The sequence below is a fragment of the Butyrivibrio hungatei DSM 14810 genome (genome assembly GCF_900143205.1).
GTDB classification, from domain to species: Bacteria; Bacillota; Clostridia; order Lachnospirales; family Lachnospiraceae; genus Butyrivibrio; species Butyrivibrio hungatei.
Map to the genome: position 1 here is coordinate 1 of NZ_FRDH01000013.1, position 17,896 is coordinate 17,896.

The 17,896-nt window shown below is 41.9% G+C and carries 17 protein-coding genes, 2 tRNA genes, 1 rRNA gene and 1 riboswitch; of the genes, 1 reads left to right on the forward strand and 19 read right to left on the reverse strand.

Going from position 1 to position 17,896, the window contains the following annotated elements:
• The 13 genes from BUA02_RS13565 to BUA02_RS13625 form a co-directional block, all read right to left on the reverse strand.
• Positions 1-204 (reverse strand): 16S ribosomal RNA (locus BUA02_RS13565); the annotation flags it as partial.
• A gap of 161 nt (positions 205-365) precedes the next feature.
• A tRNA-Ser gene (locus BUA02_RS13570) sits at positions 366-454 on the reverse strand.
• Positions 455-508: 54 nt separating this feature from the next.
• A tRNA-Ser gene (locus BUA02_RS13575) sits at positions 509-594 on the reverse strand.
• 159 nt (positions 595-753) lie between these two features.
• Complete coding sequence (locus BUA02_RS13580; RefSeq protein WP_072705164.1) at positions 754-1,260, reverse strand: acyltransferase; 507 nt, start codon at positions 1,258-1,260, stop codon at positions 754-756.
• Between the two features lie 17 nt (positions 1,261-1,277).
• Positions 1,278-2,384 (reverse strand): glycosyltransferase family 4 protein, encoded by a 1,107-nt coding sequence (locus BUA02_RS13585; RefSeq protein WP_207647722.1) that lies wholly within the window; start codon positions 2,382-2,384, stop codon positions 1,278-1,280.
• 19 nt (positions 2,385-2,403) lie between these two features.
• Positions 2,404-3,111: a 2-C-methyl-D-erythritol 4-phosphate cytidylyltransferase gene (gene ispD / locus BUA02_RS13590; protein WP_072705170.1), complete on the reverse strand. Its 708-nt coding sequence runs from the start codon at positions 3,109-3,111 to the stop codon at positions 2,404-2,406.
• A 332-nt stretch (positions 3,112-3,443) separates the two neighbouring features.
• Complete coding sequence (gene tsaD, locus BUA02_RS13595) at positions 3,444-4,544, reverse strand: tRNA (adenosine(37)-N6)-threonylcarbamoyltransferase complex transferase subunit TsaD (protein WP_071177413.1); 1,101 nt, start codon at positions 4,542-4,544, stop codon at positions 3,444-3,446.
• A 52-nt stretch (positions 4,545-4,596) separates the two neighbouring features.
• Positions 4,597-5,487: a ChbG/HpnK family deacetylase gene (locus BUA02_RS13600; protein ID WP_072705173.1), complete on the reverse strand. Its 891-nt coding sequence runs from the start codon at positions 5,485-5,487 to the stop codon at positions 4,597-4,599.
• Positions 5,488-5,493: 6 nt separating this feature from the next.
• Positions 5,494-6,075 carry a DUF6715 family protein gene (locus BUA02_RS13605; RefSeq protein ID WP_072705176.1) on the reverse strand — a complete coding sequence of 194 codons (582 nt, stop codon included), beginning with the start codon at positions 6,073-6,075 and terminating at the stop codon, positions 5,494-5,496.
• Positions 6,076-6,089: 14 nt separating this feature from the next.
• Positions 6,090-7,016, reverse strand: coding sequence for a ribonuclease Z (locus BUA02_RS13610; RefSeq protein WP_072705178.1), 927 nt, complete (start codon positions 7,014-7,016; stop codon positions 6,090-6,092).
• A gap of 3 nt (positions 7,017-7,019) precedes the next feature.
• Positions 7,020-8,234, reverse strand: a complete 1,215-nt coding sequence (gene tsaB / locus BUA02_RS13615) for a tRNA (adenosine(37)-N6)-threonylcarbamoyltransferase complex dimerization subunit type 1 TsaB (protein WP_072705181.1) — start codon at positions 8,232-8,234, stop codon at positions 7,020-7,022.
• 12 nt (positions 8,235-8,246) lie between these two features.
• Entirely contained in the window at positions 8,247-8,684 is a 438-nt protein-coding gene (gene tsaE / locus BUA02_RS13620) for a tRNA (adenosine(37)-N6)-threonylcarbamoyltransferase complex ATPase subunit type 1 TsaE (RefSeq protein ID WP_071175352.1), read from the reverse strand.
• A gap of 106 nt (positions 8,685-8,790) precedes the next feature.
• Positions 8,791-9,576: an ECF transporter S component gene (locus BUA02_RS13625; RefSeq protein ID WP_083385671.1), complete on the reverse strand. Its 786-nt coding sequence runs from the start codon at positions 9,574-9,576 to the stop codon at positions 8,791-8,793.
• Between the two features lie 113 nt (positions 9,577-9,689).
• Positions 9,690-9,807, reverse strand: a riboswitch (FMN riboswitch).
• Between the two features lie 175 nt (positions 9,808-9,982).
• Here BUA02_RS13625 and BUA02_RS13630 point away from each other — a divergent pair.
• Positions 9,983-11,077: an HD-GYP domain-containing protein gene (locus BUA02_RS13630; RefSeq protein ID WP_072705185.1), complete on the forward strand. Its 1,095-nt coding sequence runs from the start codon at positions 9,983-9,985 to the stop codon at positions 11,075-11,077.
• Between the two features lie 36 nt (positions 11,078-11,113).
• Here the strand turns inward: BUA02_RS13630 and BUA02_RS13635 are convergent, their stop codons facing one another.
• The 6 genes from BUA02_RS13635 to BUA02_RS13660 form a co-directional block, all read right to left on the reverse strand.
• A complete protein-coding gene (locus tag BUA02_RS13635) occupies positions 11,114-12,403 on the reverse strand; it encodes a UDP-N-acetylglucosamine 1-carboxyvinyltransferase (protein ID WP_072705188.1) in 1,290 nt (429 codons plus the stop codon).
• Positions 12,404-12,491: 88 nt separating this feature from the next.
• Positions 12,492-13,991: a LysM peptidoglycan-binding domain-containing M23 family metallopeptidase gene (locus BUA02_RS13640; RefSeq protein WP_242946514.1), complete on the reverse strand. Its 1,500-nt coding sequence runs from the start codon at positions 13,989-13,991 to the stop codon at positions 12,492-12,494.
• A gap of 114 nt (positions 13,992-14,105) precedes the next feature.
• Entirely contained in the window at positions 14,106-14,528 is a 423-nt protein-coding gene (locus BUA02_RS13645) for a hypothetical protein (protein WP_143147433.1), read from the reverse strand.
• Positions 14,529-14,841: 313 nt separating this feature from the next.
• The gene (locus BUA02_RS13650) at positions 14,842-15,495 is read right to left on the reverse strand and encodes a GTP pyrophosphokinase (protein ID WP_071175347.1); all 654 of its coding nucleotides are present in this window, start codon (positions 15,493-15,495) and stop codon (positions 14,842-14,844) included.
• Between the two features lie 10 nt (positions 15,496-15,505).
• Positions 15,506-16,435: a glycosyltransferase family 2 protein gene (locus tag BUA02_RS13655; RefSeq protein WP_072705197.1), complete on the reverse strand. Its 930-nt coding sequence runs from the start codon at positions 16,433-16,435 to the stop codon at positions 15,506-15,508.
• Positions 16,436-16,530: 95 nt separating this feature from the next.
• Positions 16,531-17,874: an LCP family protein gene (locus BUA02_RS13660; protein WP_072705200.1), complete on the reverse strand. Its 1,344-nt coding sequence runs from the start codon at positions 17,872-17,874 to the stop codon at positions 16,531-16,533.
• Between the last annotated feature and the right edge of the window lie 22 nt (positions 17,875-17,896).

Here is a 17,896-nt window from a genome sequence, read left to right on the forward strand (position 1 = left end):
CTGTGCGCTTATGCGGTATTAACAGTCGTTTCCAGCTGTTATCCCCCAGTATGAGGCAGGTTACCCACGCGTTACTCACCCGTCCGCCACTAAGATTTAACAAGAATCCGCCGAAGCCTCATCAGCGTTAAATCTCCGTTCGACTTGCATGTGTTAGGCACGCCGCCAGCGTTCATCCTGAGCCAGGATCGAACTCTCACGTTTAAAAGTTTGATCTGACAAAGAACTAAAGCTTGGCTTTTCGTTCTGTCCGTTATTTACTAAATCTTTGTTCTGAATAATTCTCTTGGAATTTTTCAGGGTTGCATTACTGTTTATTTGTCAATGTGCTGATAATTATGAGCCTTACTAGTTGCATAAGGCAACGCAGAAGGAGGGATTTGAACCCTCGCGCCGCTATTAACGACCTGCACCCTTTCCAGGGGTGTCTCTTCAACCACTTGAGTACTTCTGCAAAATAGTTGATTCACAATAATTATATTGTTGTAGCAGCGTGTTCATAATTAAGCGGAGCGAAAGGGATTCGAACCCTTGTGGCGTTGCCGCCAAACGGTTTTCAAGACCGCCTCGTTATGACCGCTTCGATATCGCTCCGAGTTGTCTTATTAAGTTTCAATAAGAACTAGCTGTGCTTGAGAAGTTTTTTGTTCTCGCCGCAGCGCAAGAATTATATTAACAAAGGGTGAGCCCTATGTCAACAACTATTTTCAACTTTTTTCAAAAAATTTCAAAAAAATTTCAGGGCGTGAATTTTTAGACTCTTTTCTGTATGATTTTGCTGCCTTCAGGAATATCACCTTTTATGACGCAACCCGCACCAATAACGGATTTGCGACCGATCCTAGTACCTCTGAGTATGGTTACGTTTGCTCCAACCCAACAATCATCAGAAATTTCGACTTTTGAGCTCAAAAACTCCTCATCAGTCTCATTTTTGAAGTTATGATCATGATCTACAATGACTAAATTGTTTCCAAATTTGCAGTTATTTCCAATCTTAACGCTCTCTGTTGAACTGATACTTGCTCCTGTATTAAAGAAACAATGGTCACCTATCTCAATATGACCGCCATCAGCTACAAGGTATAGATTTCCTCTGTTTTGATTGTAGCTTCCAAGACTGACACTGCCTTTTTTGTAGATCTCAACATGGAGCTTATCAAAGGTCTGTATAGCTCCAGCCTTGAATTTTCCGCCAAATCTGAGTTTTCTAAATCCCATTCCTATTGCATTTTTTAAATACATAAACGGTGATCTCATAAAGTCCCTCACATTCTTTATTTCAAGATTTCCTCGTACACTCTTTCAAGCCTTTCCACATGGGCATCAAATCCAAAACGTTCTCTGGCGATAGACAAACTAGCCTTAGAAGCCGCTTCGTACTTAGATCTATCTTTTAACAGATCTGCAATAGCTGATCCTATAGCCTTAGTATCTCCTGCCTTAGACAACTTTCCGCTGACGCCCTCATCCACCAGCTGTGGAATGCCGCCAACTTCTGTTGATACGATAGGAAGCCCATAGCCCATAGCATCCAAGATGGACATTGGAAGCCCCTCCTGATATGAAGGTAACATGAAAAGAGCTGCCTCCCTAAGGAACTTGTCCTTATCTGCGCCGCGAACCCATCCTGGAAAAGAGATTTTTTCTCTATTAGATTTTGAAGCTCCATATACAGCCTCTTTTATGGCCTTTTCATCTGCTTCAGAGCCACTTCCACAGAATATAAACTTGATATCAGGATCTTTTGACTGCGCCTCTTTTACAATATCAGCAAAGTCATATCCGCCCTTACGCTGCCCAAGCTCTCCCAGGAAAAGAACCTTCTTGTCTGCAAAACGCTTGTCTACTAATGGTTCTACTTCATCCTCCTTAAGAGGCTTGGAGTAGTTCTCGATAACGGCCATCTTATCCACAGAAACAACTTCAGACATGGTAGTTTTCCACTCTTCTGATAGCACGATTATCCTGTCGAATTTGCCGTATATCTTCTTGATAGTAGATTTCTTTTTATCTGATGCCTCTGTGTAAAAAGACTTAAAATCTGCCCCGTGAAGGTGATCCACTACCGGAATGCCGCGTTTTTTGGCCATAAAAAGAAATGGCTGCATCCTATAAAAGCTTGCACCAAAGGAAGTATGCATATGAACCAGTTCAGGCTTAAACTCTTTTAAAACCTTTGAAAACTCTGCATATCCCTTAAGAGCCTTAGTAAGCTTTTTAAGTTTTGAGCCATTACAATAAGATTCCACATAACGTATATCGTAGTCCTGCTCCAGGACGCTTCCGTAATAGCCGCTAGTAACCGCTGCTATCCCGCCCTGCACGTCCGGCTGCTGAACGATCATACATATTCTCTTTTTGTTGCTATCTAAAGTGTTCATCCCCATCGCACCATGCAGCTCACATATTTTTAAGAATAGCTTCTGCTGCAGGAATATCCTCCGGTGTAGTGATCTTTATATTAGTATAGGAGCCCTCAACAAGCTTAACCTTTTTATCCGAAAAATACTCTACAACCATTGCATCATCAGTAATATTGATACCCTTTTCAATAAGCTCGCCTTCTTCGCGGTCAAGCCTCTGATAGAGGTCCAGGATCATTTTATAAGAAAAGATCTGTGGAGTCTGAATGAGCCACGTCTTATCCCTGTCAGGTGTCATGCTGGCAAAGCCCTTGTCATCTGCAATCTTGATGGTATCCTTAACAGGCATGCCAATTACACAGGCACCATACTCCTTAACCGCATGAAGTCCCCTAAGAATAATATCCTCTGTCACAAAAGGTCTAGCACCATCATGTATAAATGCATAGTCACAATCAGGAGCTGCTGCCTGTAACCCCAGTCTCACACTGTGATATCTCGCAAGTCCGCCCTCAACTATTGCAGTAACCTTTTGAAAGCCAAACTTCTCCACGATCTCACTTCTTACGAAGTCTATATCTCCTCTAGACACAACTAAAACAATATCATCAATAACACTCTCTTCAAAAGCTTTTAAAGAGTAATAGATCAGCGGCTTTCCACCAATCTCCATATACTGCTTCTTAACATCTGACTGCATCCTACTACCACTACCTGCAGCCAACACCACCGCAACTGTTTTCATGCCTTACTCCTATAGTTATCCACTATATATTAGCTTCTATATGCTCTTATCCACATATATTTCTACTCATACACACCATTTCTCATGTGCATTTTATTTATACATACTTATACCATATCAATTTTCTGCTTACTCATGCGCATTTATACACATTCGTTTTCATGATGTAAGTTGAAAAAGGTTCATTATAATGTGCGTTTACAAGCAATTTCAGGGCATCTGTGCTCGTCGTTACTTATGTCCTGTTTTTCAAGGACATTAGTAACGTGACGAAGCACAGCTGAGCGAAAGCGTCCCTGAAATGATTGTAAACCACTTATAATAAACGTTTTTCAACGTACCCTTCCATGATACCTGCGTTCGCGGTCTCCTAGAGGAAGGTTTGGCACTGCGTTCATGTCAAGGCCGAAACGTACTCCCTTTTGGTACTCGTAGTAAGCCGCAGCTCCGATCATTGCCGCATTGTCTGTGCAAAGAACAGGTGATGGCCTGTAAAAACTGATCTTGTTAGCCGCACACTCTTTTTCCATAAGCTCTCTAAGCCCGGAATTAGACGCAACACCTCCTGCAATCGCAAGCTTGTTGTATCCATATTCCTTGCAGGCCTTGATAGCGTGAGATACTAAGACCTCCACTACAGCCTTCTGGAATGACGCCGCAACATCAGCCTGGTCAAGCTCCTGCCCCTGCATCTTGGCCTGATTTATATAGTTAAGTACTGATGATTTTAATCCGCTAAAAGAGAAATCATACTCCGCATCGTCAATCTTAGCCTGTGGGAATGTGAAGGCATCAGGATTACCCTCTTTTGCCGCCTTGTCGATCTTTGGTCCTCCAGGATATCCAAGGCCGATTGCTCTTGCAACCTTGTCAAAGGCTTCGCCAGCTGCGTCATCCCTGGTCTGACCGATAATCTCGTACTCTCCATAGTCTTTTACAACAACAAGATGTGAATGTCCACCTGATACCACAAGGCACACAAATGGAGGCTCCAGATCCTTATTTTCAATAAAATTGGCACTAATATGCCCCTCAATGTGATGAACGCCAATTAAGGGCTTTCCAGTAGCAAATGCAATGGCCTTAGCCTCAGAAACTCCCACCAAAAGAGCTCCTACAAGACCTGGTCCATAGGTTACTGCAACCGCATCAATATCATCAAGGGTAACTCCTGCTTCAGAAAGAGCAGTCTTGATGCATCCATTCATCTTCTCAACATGCTTTCTGGATGCAATTTCCGGTACAACGCCGCCGTAAATAGTATGAAGAGCGATCTGCGAAGATATGATATTAGACAGAACCTCGCGGCCGTTTCTTACAACTGCTGCAGCTGTCTCATCACAAGAACTCTCAATAGCAAGGATAGTCACGTCTCCTTCTTTCTTAGAAACAGACTCTTTGGCCTCCTCGCCCTTATTATCTTTTATAGACATGAAGATAACGCCGTCATCTTCTACGTTTTTCTTAATTTCCATTACTAATTCCTCAGCGCTTAAGGTTACTTCCAAGTTTCTTGAGCGCCTCTGCCTCTTTTAACCTATTACTACTTGTCAAAAATTCTCTGTCATCCTTGCTGGTAAGCTGGATAATGTCCGTTTCAAAGGACACATCGCCAGGATGGAAAAGAACCTCTATCTCATTAAAGCCCTTATCTGCCATGGTATCAGCTGCGATAGGCAAAAGTGCCTTAACATTATCATAAAACATATGTCCAGAGAGCATAACTCCCATGAACATCTTCCTCTCAAGGTTCATTCCAGCAAGCTCCTCAGCGTATTTGCGCTGATTTCTGCGGACAAGGTAATTAAGGACCATAACCTTCACAATATTAAGAAGCTTCACGTCCTTGATGTTCTTCTTGGCTTTCTGGTAAACAGAAATTTCCTCTCTAGGGAATCTGATATACGAAACCTTCAGCTCTTTTTCCTTGATGACATCCATAAGTGCGTCGAAGACCACAGGAATCATGTGATAATGCACGTGTCCGTCAATCCTGAAGCTATCACCGTTCATATATGGCTCACAGGCCTTTATCTGTGCAGCAATCTCCTTCCTTAGTTCTCTGCGGTAAAAAAGCCTTAGAACCGGAATATAGCTTATGAAAAAAAGCTTCACAAAGCTGTCATTGAAATTCCCAAGCTTGTCAATAAGTCTTGGAACCTTGTCGCCCATTAAGGGCTTTCCTTCTACTATATTGAGATGGACCGTTATGAGAAGTTTGCTTCTTATATCCTCAATCTCATCCATACATTCTTTTAAATATGGGCTGTTTGGCATGATACTAATGCCATTTAACGCCCCCGTCCTGTAACAATCGATTATGTGCCTACTCTGCTCTGGAAAAAGGCCATAATCATCAGCATGATACTCTATCACTTTTACTTAACCCTCGTTGTTATCTTTTGTTATCCAGCCTAAGATCTTCCATCTGCCCTCATCGTCTTTTCTCAAAACGAACTGATAATACAGAAGGATTCTCTGGCTTCCTTTTCTCATGGTAAAAAGGCAATCAACAGAACAGATATCGCGGCCATCCTTGGTAAAGATCTCCGGATTCTTTTCTTGAACAGCATAGGCTGAAATGCCGTAGTCCTCAGCCTTTCTGCTTGAAACCTCATTCTTGATAGAAGACTGAAGATCGAACTGATTCTCCCTAAGCTCATCATCAAAGATTCCGCCCAGAACATCGATCATCTTGGTCTCCTGCTCGTCTGTATACTCTTCCTTGTAAAGAGTCTGCATGATCTTGGCGTAGAGGTCTACAACCTTTCTAGGATTAGCAGGATAGTTCTTGCTAAGATCCGTTGTTGTGATCTCATCAACTGTTGTCAAAACATAGTTTTCCTCATCCGGAGCTTTTTTGTTCCTGGTCAAAAGAAGATAGAATCCAAGAATAATGATTGCTGCTAGCACCACTAGAACAATTGACTTTACGATCGCTGATTTTGTACCGCCCTTTTCCATGTTCCCCTCACTTTCTAGTCTTCAAAACGTAGTTCAACACTTCGTCCATCTTTGGCTGCCACTGTATTTGCAAAGATCTTCTTGGTCTCTTGCATGAATTCTGCAGGATTAACAAGTGATGGGCTGTAGTGAGTAAGCCACATCTCTTTTACCTCTGCACTCTTTGCCATCTTGGCTGCCTCATAGAATGTCATGTGCTTGTATTCTCTAGCCTTGGCAATCTTGTCTGGCTCGCCATACATACCTTCACATATGAAAAGATCTGAGCCTGCCGCATTAGCTACAATGCTGTCTGTAGGTCTTGTATCCGTAACATAAGTAAGCTTGATGCCCTTTCTGGCTTCACCAAGAACCATGTCTGGTGTGAATACCCTTCCATCCTCTGTTGTAACTTCAGCACCCTTCTGAAGGCTATTCCAATATCTTCTGTCGATACCTGCTGCCTGTGCCGCTTCTACATTGAACTTGCCCTGTCTCTTAAGGGACATGCTGTAGCCATAGCAGGTAATGTTGTGATTAACTCTAAATGCTTTGATGCTAAATCCCGGCATATTCTCAGGATCTGGCTCGAATTCTACTTCAGGTTCCGTAAGCTCTTTGAACTTTATCTCAAATGGAAGCTCCGGAGCGATAACTCTAAGGGAATTAACTACCTTTTCAAGCCCCTTTGGTCCAATCATCAAAAGAGGTTCTGTCCTCTCTGCATTCCCCATAGTAAGAAGGAGTCCAGGAAGGCCGCTGATGTGATCTGCGTGATAATGAGTAAAGCAGATAATATCAATTGGCTTTGCGCTTATTCCCTTCTTTTTCATGGCAATCTGCGTAGCTTCGCCACAATCGATCAGCACGCACTTGCCGTTGTATCTCACATTCAAAGAAGTGAGAAAACGATTTGGAAGAGGCATCATTCCGCCAGTTCCAAGCAAACATACATCTATCATAAATTATTTCCTTTTCCAATATATAACAGCATCGTCCTTGGGCTCGTCGTAGAAGCCAGGTCTAACTCCCTCGCTGACAAATCCAAGTCTCTCATAAAGAGCTATGGCAGGTGCATTAGCTGCTCTAACTTCCAGAGTATAGCTCTCAATTCCAATGCCCTTGCCCCTTTCAAGGAGCTGCCTTAACATCTTGTAGGCCACGCCCTCTCTTCTGGTGTCAGGAGAAACCGACACATTTGTGATCTCGCCTTCGCCTGATATATTCTGAACTCCGCAAAGTCCCACGATCCTACCTGCCTTTTCAGCAACAAGGTAGATGGTATCGTCTCTTGTAAGGGCATCCAGGAGCTGTTTCTTGTTCCACGCCTCTTTTCCCAGATTCATCTGCTCTAGATTGTAGGCATCATCAATGTCCTCTGCAGTCATCTCGCGAACTCTGATGATTCCAGGAGCTGCATTTCTAGCCTTGTCAGGCTTAGCCTCAGTATTCTTACCTTCCTTGGCTTCGCGCTCAGCCTGTGAAAGCCTTAAGTAATCAGGTGCAAAATCATCCCCAGATATCATGCGGCCTTCCTCAGCATACACTGCTGCAAGAGCAGAAAGAGCTGCTGCATTTTGTCTGTTCTGGTGAAGTTGTGCTATAGAATAAGGAACTTTGATGAGCTCCTCAAGCTTGTCATGATAAACTGGAACGCCATCCCCCAAAAGAACTACTGGCTTGCCAATCTTATTGATCTCATCCGCGATATTCTCTACGGATGTAGCAAACTGCTCATGGAGAACCATCATGTCAAAGGTCCTCTCAAGGCTCTTTCCCTCAGGTGTCTTGGGCACAAAGGTATAAAGACCTGTGTACACCTGATTCCTTCTGGCGTCCATCATAGGACAGATGATCTTCTCAATTCCATATAAGTTATAAGCAATTCCATCAACAGTAGGGACTGGAATGATGGGCTTATTAAGGGCAAGAGCAAGACCTTTGGCGGTCGCGCTTCCGATCCTGAGTCCGGTAAAAGAGCCAGGGCCCATAGCCACAGCTATTGCATCAATGGTAGAAAGGTCAAGATTGATCTTTTTTGCCATATCATCAAGCATAGGCATCAAAATTTCTGAGTGTGTAGTTTTGTACTGTATCGAGAACTGTGAGACAAGCATATCGCCATCAGTAATGGCTACAGCGCCCACAAGTCCCGATGTATCAATTGATAAAATCTTCATTGTATTCTCACATCATTTCTTGGTCATTGTAATAAGTCGATAGTCAAAGCCCTTTTCAAGGTTCTTTTCAATAACTATCTCTGTATAATGTTCAGGCAGGATCTCTTCTATTAAATTGGCCCACTCGATAAAACAGATGCCATCGCCATAAAAATAGTCCTCATAGCCGATCTCATCCATCTCACTGACGTCGCCAATCCTGTATACATCAAAATGATAAAATGGAAGCCTTCCGCCATCGTGTACCTGAACTATGGTAAAAGTCGGACTGCTGACAGGGCCATCTATTCCAAGTCCCTTAGCAACTCCCTGGGTCAGCACTGTCTTGCCAACTCCAAGGTCGCCCACAAGAGTGTACACCATTCCAGGAGTAGCGCTCTCACCTATTCTCTTTCCGACTTCAAAAGTTTCCTCCGCACTGAAGGTCTCGAGTTTAGTAACAATTCCCATATCTTCCTCGCAAAAAGTCATAATAATCCACTTGTAGTATATCACAAAAAGAGCCTCGGTAAATAACCGAAGCCCTTTTTAAACATTATAGGTGGAATTTGCTTTATTACTCGTTTGCTGCTACTGTCTTACTTTTCTTTGCTGGTCCAAAAGCCTCTGCCTTGAGGATTGGACTAAGCTGTTTATAAATAAGGAAAGTGATAACACTGTGAACGATTCCCTTTACAAGGTTAAATGGTGCTACACAGAACAGGCAGAATGTAAAGACATTATCTACAAATGAATAGATTGCTGTTCCTGCACTCAGAATATTCTCGACTCCGCCAAACATAAGAGCGTAAGCTGGAATCATGAAATACGCATTAAGGAATGCTCCTGCAAATGTGATAAAAAGTGTTGCTGCAAGACAACCAATAAGTGCAGTCTTTCTTGTCTTTTTAAATCTGTAAATGATAGATGCAACTGATACAAAGGATGCTCCAATCAGGAAGTTTGCAATCTCACCAACAAAAGCTGATGTGGTTCCCTGTAAAAGGATATTGAGGGTAACCTTTATGAACTCAACCATAACACCTGCAAATGGTCCTGCTGCAAATCCAACAACAAGAGCTGGAATATCGCTAAAGTCAAACTTATAAAAGCTAGGCGCGATTGGAAGTGGGAATTCAATAAGCATAAGCACGAATGCTATTGCTGAAAAGACTCCAATAATGGAAACCTTTCTGATGCTAAGAAGCTTCTCTGGTTCCTTGCCTTCCTTCAAATCCTTCTTGGAAGCAAGCTTCTCCGCAAAGATGCTGACTGCAAATGCAATCACCATTAGTACTACCAGCGCAAGGAAATGCTGCCAGTTGCCTGTGATCAGGCTGAATAGACTCTGTTTTTCTTTCATTTCTTCCTCCTTAGGTTCGGGGAATGAAACTGCGCCTTGTCATGTTGTAATAATTGAATAAAAAAGCCCCTAGTCTAATTAATAGACTCGGGGCACCACAAACAAAGCTCATACTCATTCTTCTCTCATCCAGACTATACTGTCGGTTTTGGAATCTCACCAAATCAGCCACCTAAGTGGGTCGCGGACTATACCGCCGGTTGGGAATCACACCCTGCCCCGAAGAATTATATTTTTCTAATAGAGATAATAGTTGGTATTTGCAATTATGTCAAGAGTGTTGTGCAATAAGCATACACTTAATCAAGTTGTCTTTTCCCAAATTTCTTTCTCATGTCTTGTTTGACAAGGCTTTTGCGTATATTTATACTGAGTATATATATGCTTTATCGTCTAAAGGTGACTTATGAAAAAATTTGATGTCAAAGAATTGATGCCTGGAATGGTATTGGCAGAAGATGTCTTTGTTAGCGAAAATAAAATACCTTTATTTGAAAAAGGCGACATTCTTTCTAGTAAGGATATTGCAAGGCTCACCTTTTACTCTGTAAACGAAGTATCTGTTGAGACACAGCCTGTGCAAAGTACCCCTGCTCCTCCGCCTGATCTTCCAAATCTCCACAAAGAAACCAGATCAAAGAGGATACAAGCCTCAAAAGAGTTTAGAGAATTCAAACAGGACTTTGAAAACTGTACTGAAAAGTATGCTCATACTTTAAATGACATTTTGGCAAAGAATAAAGAATTTGAGTTAGATGAGCTGATGGCTCCAATCTATCAGCTTATGAGCAAAAACAAAAACACAAATTCTGTTTTTGATATGCTCCACAATTTAAGACAATATGATGACGCAACCTATGCTCATTGCATAAATGTAGCCCTGATTTCCAATATTTTGGCCCAGTGGCTCAGATATGATAAAGATGAGATTGAACTTGCTACTCAGGCAGGTCTTTTCCACGATATTGGAAAGCTGATGATTCCAGATTCCATTATCAAAAAGAAAACCAAGCTCACCGCCGATGAATATGAAGAGATAAAAAAGCACCCTCAAATCGGCTACGATTGCATCAAAGATTTTCCTCTTAGTAATCACGTCAAAAATGCTGTTCTTATGCACCACGAAAGATGTGATGGCACAGGTTATCCAAGTAAGCTCACAGGCCCTCAAATGGACAAATTTGCCAAGCTCATAGCAATTGCAGACGTATATGATGCCATGACTAGTGCCCGTTATTACAGAGGCCCCCTTTGTCCTTTTATTGCCATAGCAACTTTTGAAGAGGACGGCTTCCAAAAATATGACTCAGAAATGATCCTAGCCTTCCTTCAGAACATAGTAAACACCTACATTTCTGACACAGTTCGTCTAAACACCGGTGAAATTGGCGAGATCATCTTCATAAACCGCAATAACTTATCCAAACCAACTATTAAGATTGGAAATCAATACATAGACCTTTCCAAGACGCACAACGTCTATATTGAGGAAATATTATAAAATGAACCTAGGACATAAGTCCTAGGTTCATTTATTTTAAGCGTTCTTTAATTTAAATTTCTGTACGTCGTAGTCGGAATCAACCTTTTCGATATGAGCGCCAAGTTCACGGAGTTTCTGATCGAAATCCTCATAGCCTCTCTCAATGTACTTGATATCCTCTACTGTTGAATACCCCTCTGCTGTAAGAGCTGCGATTACAAGTGCCGCTCCTGCACGAAGGTCTGGTGCTGAGATTGTAGCTCCGGTGTACTTGTCTACACCCTCGATGATAGCTGTGCTACCTTCAACCTTGATGCTGGCTCCCATTCTGGTAAGCTCATCAACGTATCTAAACCTATTCTCGAAAATACTCTCTGTAACAATACTGATACCACTTGCAAGTCCAAGTGCTACAGTAATCTGTGGTTGCATATCTGTAGGGTATCCTGGATATGGAAGAGTCTTAACATGTGTATTAGTAAGTCTCTTAGTAGCCACTACTCTGACAGCATCATCAGATTCATGTATCTGACATCCCATCTCTATGAGCTTGGCGCTGATAGACTCAAGGTGCTTGGGAATAACATTCTTGACTGTTATATCACCCTTAGTCGCAGCTGCTGCAAGCATAAATGTTCCTGCCTCGATCTGGTCAGGAATGATTGTATACTCTGTACCGTGAAGCTTGTTGGTACCAACGATCCTGATAACATCTGTACCAGCACCCTTGATATTAGCTCCCATACTGTTAAGGAAATTAGCAAAATCTACTACGTGTGGCTCCTTGGCAGCGTTCTCAATGATAGTCTTACCCTCTGCCATAGCTGCAGCCATCATGATATTGATAGTAGCACCTACGCTGACAACATCAAGGTAGATGTGACTACCTACAAGACGATCAGCCTTAGCATGGATGATGTCCTGAATAGTAACTTTAGCTCCAAGAGCAGTAAAGCCCTTAATATGCTGGTCAATAGGACGAAGTCCGATGTTACATCCGCCAGGAAGAGCAACTCCTGCCTGTTTGTACTTACCAAGAAGGGCTCCTAAAAGGTAATAAGATGCTCTGATCTTCTTGATATAGTCATTTTCAATTGTATAATTGCGGATCTGTGAGGCATTGATCTTGACTGAATGCCTGCCAGTTCTTTCAACAAATGCACCGATACTCTCGATTGCCTGTAACATAGCATTAGTATCAGAAGCATCTGGCATATTATCTATATATACGGTCTCATCCGTCATGGTTGCGGCTGCAAGAATAGCAAGAGCAGCATTTTTGGCGCCACCAATCTCTACCTCACCAACCAGCGGAACTCCGCCTTTTATTACATATTTTTCCATAGGACTCCCATCCCAAAATTCACAAAATTAACATATTCGCCAAATACTATTAATATCACAATATTAGTAGTGTGTCAAAGAAATGGACTTAGTTTAGGTAATTAAGCGGGTTCACCTGAGAACCATTTACAAGGATCTCAAAATGAAGGTGTGGTCCAGTTGAAACACCGGTATTTCCTGAAAGTGCGATCTTCTGCCCCTGACTTACACTCTGTCCAACAGTTACTAATACCTTAGACAGATGTCCGTATCTGGTCTCTCTTCCATCTGGGTGTCTGATGTATACGCAGTAACCGTATCCACTTCCCCAACCAGCTCTTGTAACGGTACCTGATGAAGAAGCAACAACAGCTGTACCAACTGGAGTAGCCCAGTCAACGCCCTTATGGTAAGAACTAGCGCCCTTGGTAGGTCTGTTTCTTTTTCCAAATCCTGATGTAAGACGTCCACCAGAAATAGGCTTGATATATGTAGGAGGAACGATAGTACCTCTCTCTACGATCTTAGGAACAGCCTTGTAAGTGATCTCTTCCTTCTCAATCTCTCTAGAAGTCTCACTCTTGTCTGTATATGTGATCTGAGCAACTACCTTTCTGTGGCCGGCAGATGGCTCCTGAATAACTTTGCTCTGGGTTGTGTACCATGAATCATTGTCTACGTACTGAACTTCAGCCTCGTAGTCCTCTTCATAATACTCCTGAACTGTATAAACAACTGAAAGTTCAGGTTCTGGAACAGTAACAATAAGTTCGTCCTGAGTTCTGATCCTTGTAAACTCATCCTCCAGGGACTCATTCATTGCAATCAGATCTGCAACAGTCAGATCATACTTGGCTGCGATAGTACTAAGTGTATCGCCTGCCTGTACTTCATAGATCTGATTTGTCTCTTTGTCCTTGGTAACATCATCAACAGCAGTCCCAAGGTCAGTTATCGCAAAATCAGGAAGGTAACTCTCCACAATCTCGACCTTGTCGCCAAAATCAATGCTCATAAGTCCCAGCTCATAGTCTGAAAAATCCTTGTCATAAGCAATTGGAGCAGCTTCCTTGACTGTCTGTGTCAGCATCTGTGAAACGCCTGCTTCAGGGAGGGCCGTTCTCTCGTCCTCTTCCTTCTTTTCCACTTCCGCTTTGCTAAGAACAACAGGAGTTAATACGTTAACTTCTCTTGTAGGATCAAGCACAAGATCAACGTCGTACTCATCCTCTGTGTCATAGTTAGAAAGAGCTGTCTCTAAGAGCTGCATAACCTCGCTGATATCAGCAAGATTAACGGAAAACTCATTGATCTTGATAGAATAAGCTCTGTTAAGAGTTGACTTGACGCTTCCCTTCAAAACCTCTGTCATGTTGTCAGCAACTTCCTGTGTGGAGTCAACAGTACCAAATACCACATTGCTGCCCTCTATAGCAAGATCTGATGTAGCAAGCGTAAGCTCGTCACTTTTTGAAGCAATAGCTCTCCTAGCTCTTCTGTAGGCATCATACGCATCATCCTTGGAGGCAACTGTTCCTACAGGCTGTCCATTCATCAAGATGGTAAAAATGTTGTTCCCGCCCCTTTGGTACTTTACCATGCTGGGCATCAGCAATATCCACAAAAATATGACCATAAGAGTAGAATGTAAAAACCATATTCTAATCTTATTTCTAAAAACCGTATTTCTAAAATTCATAGCAAAAAAATCTTTCCGTAGTAATTATAGAATTCCAAAAATTCTCAAAATATTTATTACAAGATCAGCTCCCGCAACAAAAAGAGTGATGATGATAAGTGGTAAAAGACCACTATTCTTGCTCTCAACTGCATACTGAAGAGTCTCAAGCTTGGAATCCAACTCCTTAAACTCCTCTGCAGTCTTCTCCTGCTGCTTATTTATAAGAGCCTGTACATTACGATATGTCTGAACTCCGACATCATGAGTCTTGGAGTCGCTCTCTTCCATCTTCTTGGTCAGAGCATCTTCTACCTTCTTGGTAAAAGAATCTGTGGCTTCATCCATCTTTTTGGTAAAGATTTCTGTAGCATCACTTATAGCAGACTCGACCTCAGCCTGTGAATTAGCCTTGATCATTTCCTGAGCACTTAACTTCTGCGCAAGTTTGTCCATAATGTTATCCACAATATTTCCTCCCAACATAAGTTACTTCTCCTTCTATTCTGCATACATAATAGCTTAGCATTCATTATGCAAATTAGACAAGATTATATTTAAAAAAAATCTTTTGTTGTACACTTTTACCATTTATTCATAATCAGTTCATACTTTGTTCATAATTACCTTGTATATTAATAACATAGCCGAAAGCGATACGGCAATACTGAATAAGAAAGATAGATTTTTTCATAATAGGCCAGGTGCGGGAAACCGTGTCTGGCCACTCCTCATTAATGGGCTCTGTCAAAAGAGCTTATGTCAAAAGCCACAGGGAAGCTCAATGCTCCCCTTCTATGGCAAGAATTTCCTCATTTAACTGAAGCATGCGTGCATCGAGATTAGCAACCATTTCCGCACATTCAGTAAGTTCCTCGTTAATGTGTCCAGGCGCTTTTCCCTCGAACTTGTATTGGATCTTGTGCTCAAGTGAAGCCCAGAAATCCATGGCTACAGTTCTGATCTGAATCTCAACCTTAACGTTCACGATCCTGTCTGAAAGATATACAGGAAGCGAAACTATCATATGATAGCTTCTGTATCCGCTGTTCTTTGGATTCATAATATAATCCTTAACAGTAATGACCTGAATATCCTTCTGATTACTGATCATCTCAGCAATCCTGTAAATATCTGAAGTAAAAGAACAGATAATTCTGATACCGGCAATATCATTTACGTAACGAACCATATTGCCGATAGTAGACTCATATCCGTTTCTCTTTAGCTTTTTAACTATACTCTCAGGAGCCTTAACCCTTGCCTTAACATGCTCGATAGGGTTATATCTATGAACCTCCTGAAACTCCTCATTCAAGATCTCGATCTTGGTAGTGATCTGTTTGAGAGCAGCATTATAAAGAAGGTTAACTTCTTCCCAAGTATTAATGTCATCTGTGATATTTGTACTACTTGCTGCTAAATCCAATTCCATAAGTAATCCCTCATACCCAGTAGTCCTTATTCATGGTACAAGCCAGAATAAATGAACGTGGGAGCTTTTTGTAGTTCCTTCCCAATTTGTAACCAAGCCATCTGCTGCCACACATAATAATGTAATGCGGGATCAGATAAGACTTTCCAATGTGTCTGAAATGATCGATAGTCTGTCTCACCATCTTTTTGCCCTCAGCCTCTGAGCTGATGCCTCCAAAGATCTCTGGATGATCAGTCTGGGATACACCAAGGTCAAAGTTTCTGTGAAACTGTTGCTTGCAGCTATAGTTGTGTGAATGAATAACACCAGCTTCAGGAACATAACAGATCGCATAACCATTCTGACAGGCTGTTCCTGCATAGACCATATCTTCGTTGAAGATAGTCTTTTTTGTAAATCCGCCCAATTTGTCATAGATATCTCTTCTGTACATTGCACATACATTAGAACAGAAGTAAGTCTTGATACCAAGCCTTTCAACATCCTTCTGAGTTTTCTTCATTGGCTCATTTGGATAGTTGAACTTTCTTGAATATCTCTCTGCAAGGTTGCAATCTGTCTTTGGATACTGTCTTGCATAAGCTACAGCTACATCGCTGTCCATAGCCTTAGAAAGGCTTGCAATCAACATTTTATCCCTAGGGAATGCATCCTGAGTCATCATAAGGAAGTAATCAGCCTTAGAAAGAGCTACTCCCTCATTTCTAGTATTTCCATGATCAAACTGCGTCTTTGTCACATGTTCCAGAATAATATTATCATACTTATCCTGTGGATTCTCTTTTGTTTTTTCCAAAAGCTGATCCCAATATTTCTTTTCAGTATTCATAATGATGATATGATCAGGTCTTACGGACTGCTTCTCAAGATCATCGATCAAAGTGAAAAGAGAATGATCAGGTTTGTAAGTAGGAATGATTACGTCAATTGTGTTCATATATCTTTATCCTTTGCGCGTAAGCGCTTTCACGTAAAATGGGGCGGGCTCTTTCTATCTAGACCCCGCCCCATTAGTAAATCAAAGTATAAACTTTAGTTCAGATACTGGGATGTATCAGACTTGATCTTGTCGCTGTACTTCTGAACGTCAGGAGATACCTCATAGTTGCTGTCATTGAACAGGAACTGGTGAAGCCACTTAACGTTGCTAGCAAGGTCAACTGCTACTACACAGCTTCCCTTCTTACCGATTGTTCCAGTAGCTCTCATGCTCTCCTCTGGGAATCCGCCGTGATCGATAACATTGTAGTTAGCGATATTCTTGAGAAGATCGAGGATCTCTGAAAGATCAAGTGATGTATATGTCTCATTAAATGCGTTGTTGGCAACTGTCTCAAGTTGTGAATAGCTCATACCCTTAGCCTTTTCAAGGCAGGCCATAAGGACTGTTCTCTGTCTCTCAGCTCTCTTGAAGTCATCACCTGCTGTATATCTGATACGGCAGTAAGCTGTTGCCTGAAGACCATTAAGTGTCTGTCTGCCTGCTGAAGTAACAGGTGTATAGTTGAGCTTGAGCTCTGTAGCCATGGTCTGCTGATAACTGTTAAGGTGAGGAATCTCAGCATCTGTAACTTCGATCTCTACACCACCAAGAGCATCTACTACATCAGTAAGACCTCTGAATCCGATAGTGATGAAATCCTCAATATCCATATCGAGGTTCATGTTAAGCATTGAAATAGCCTGCTCTGGACCACCCTCGGCGTATGCTGCATTACACTTTGTGTAGCTGTCGTTACTAAGATTGAGGTATGTATCACGATATACTGAGCAAAGCTTGATATCGCCTGTTTCATTATTGATAGAAGCAATCATGATAGTATCTGATCTTGTGTTCTTGGTAAGTGCTCCTTCACGGGAGTCAACACCAAAGAGGGCGATATTAGTGTAGCTCTTCATCTCTTCATTGGCTGCAGCCTGTTCACTGATGGAGCTTGTGATCTTTTCCTCGTTCATGTTAACCTTACCAACCTTGGTAACGTCAACCTTGAAGAATACGTGGTATGCTACAACAACTAAGATGCATGCAATCAATACTTCTGCAATAAGAATAGCGATTGCTTTCTTGTTACTCTTTTTCTTCCTTGATCCTGAAGACTTTCTTGATGAAGAAGGTCTGCTACTGCTGCTTCTTGATGAAGAGCTTCTGGATGCCGAACTTCTTGAATCATAGCTTCTTGATCTACTTGCTGATGAACTGTGTGATCTGCTGGATCCTTCTGATCTTCTTGAAGGTCTCTCATCATATTCATCATAATCATCTCTATAACGTCTATCATTACTTCGAGATGGTCTTCTATCATCCCTATATCTGTCATCATTTCGAGATGATCTTCTGCTGTCTCTCTCGTAGTACTCATCGTCGCGATTTGACATAATAATTCTCCTTGTCCCAACA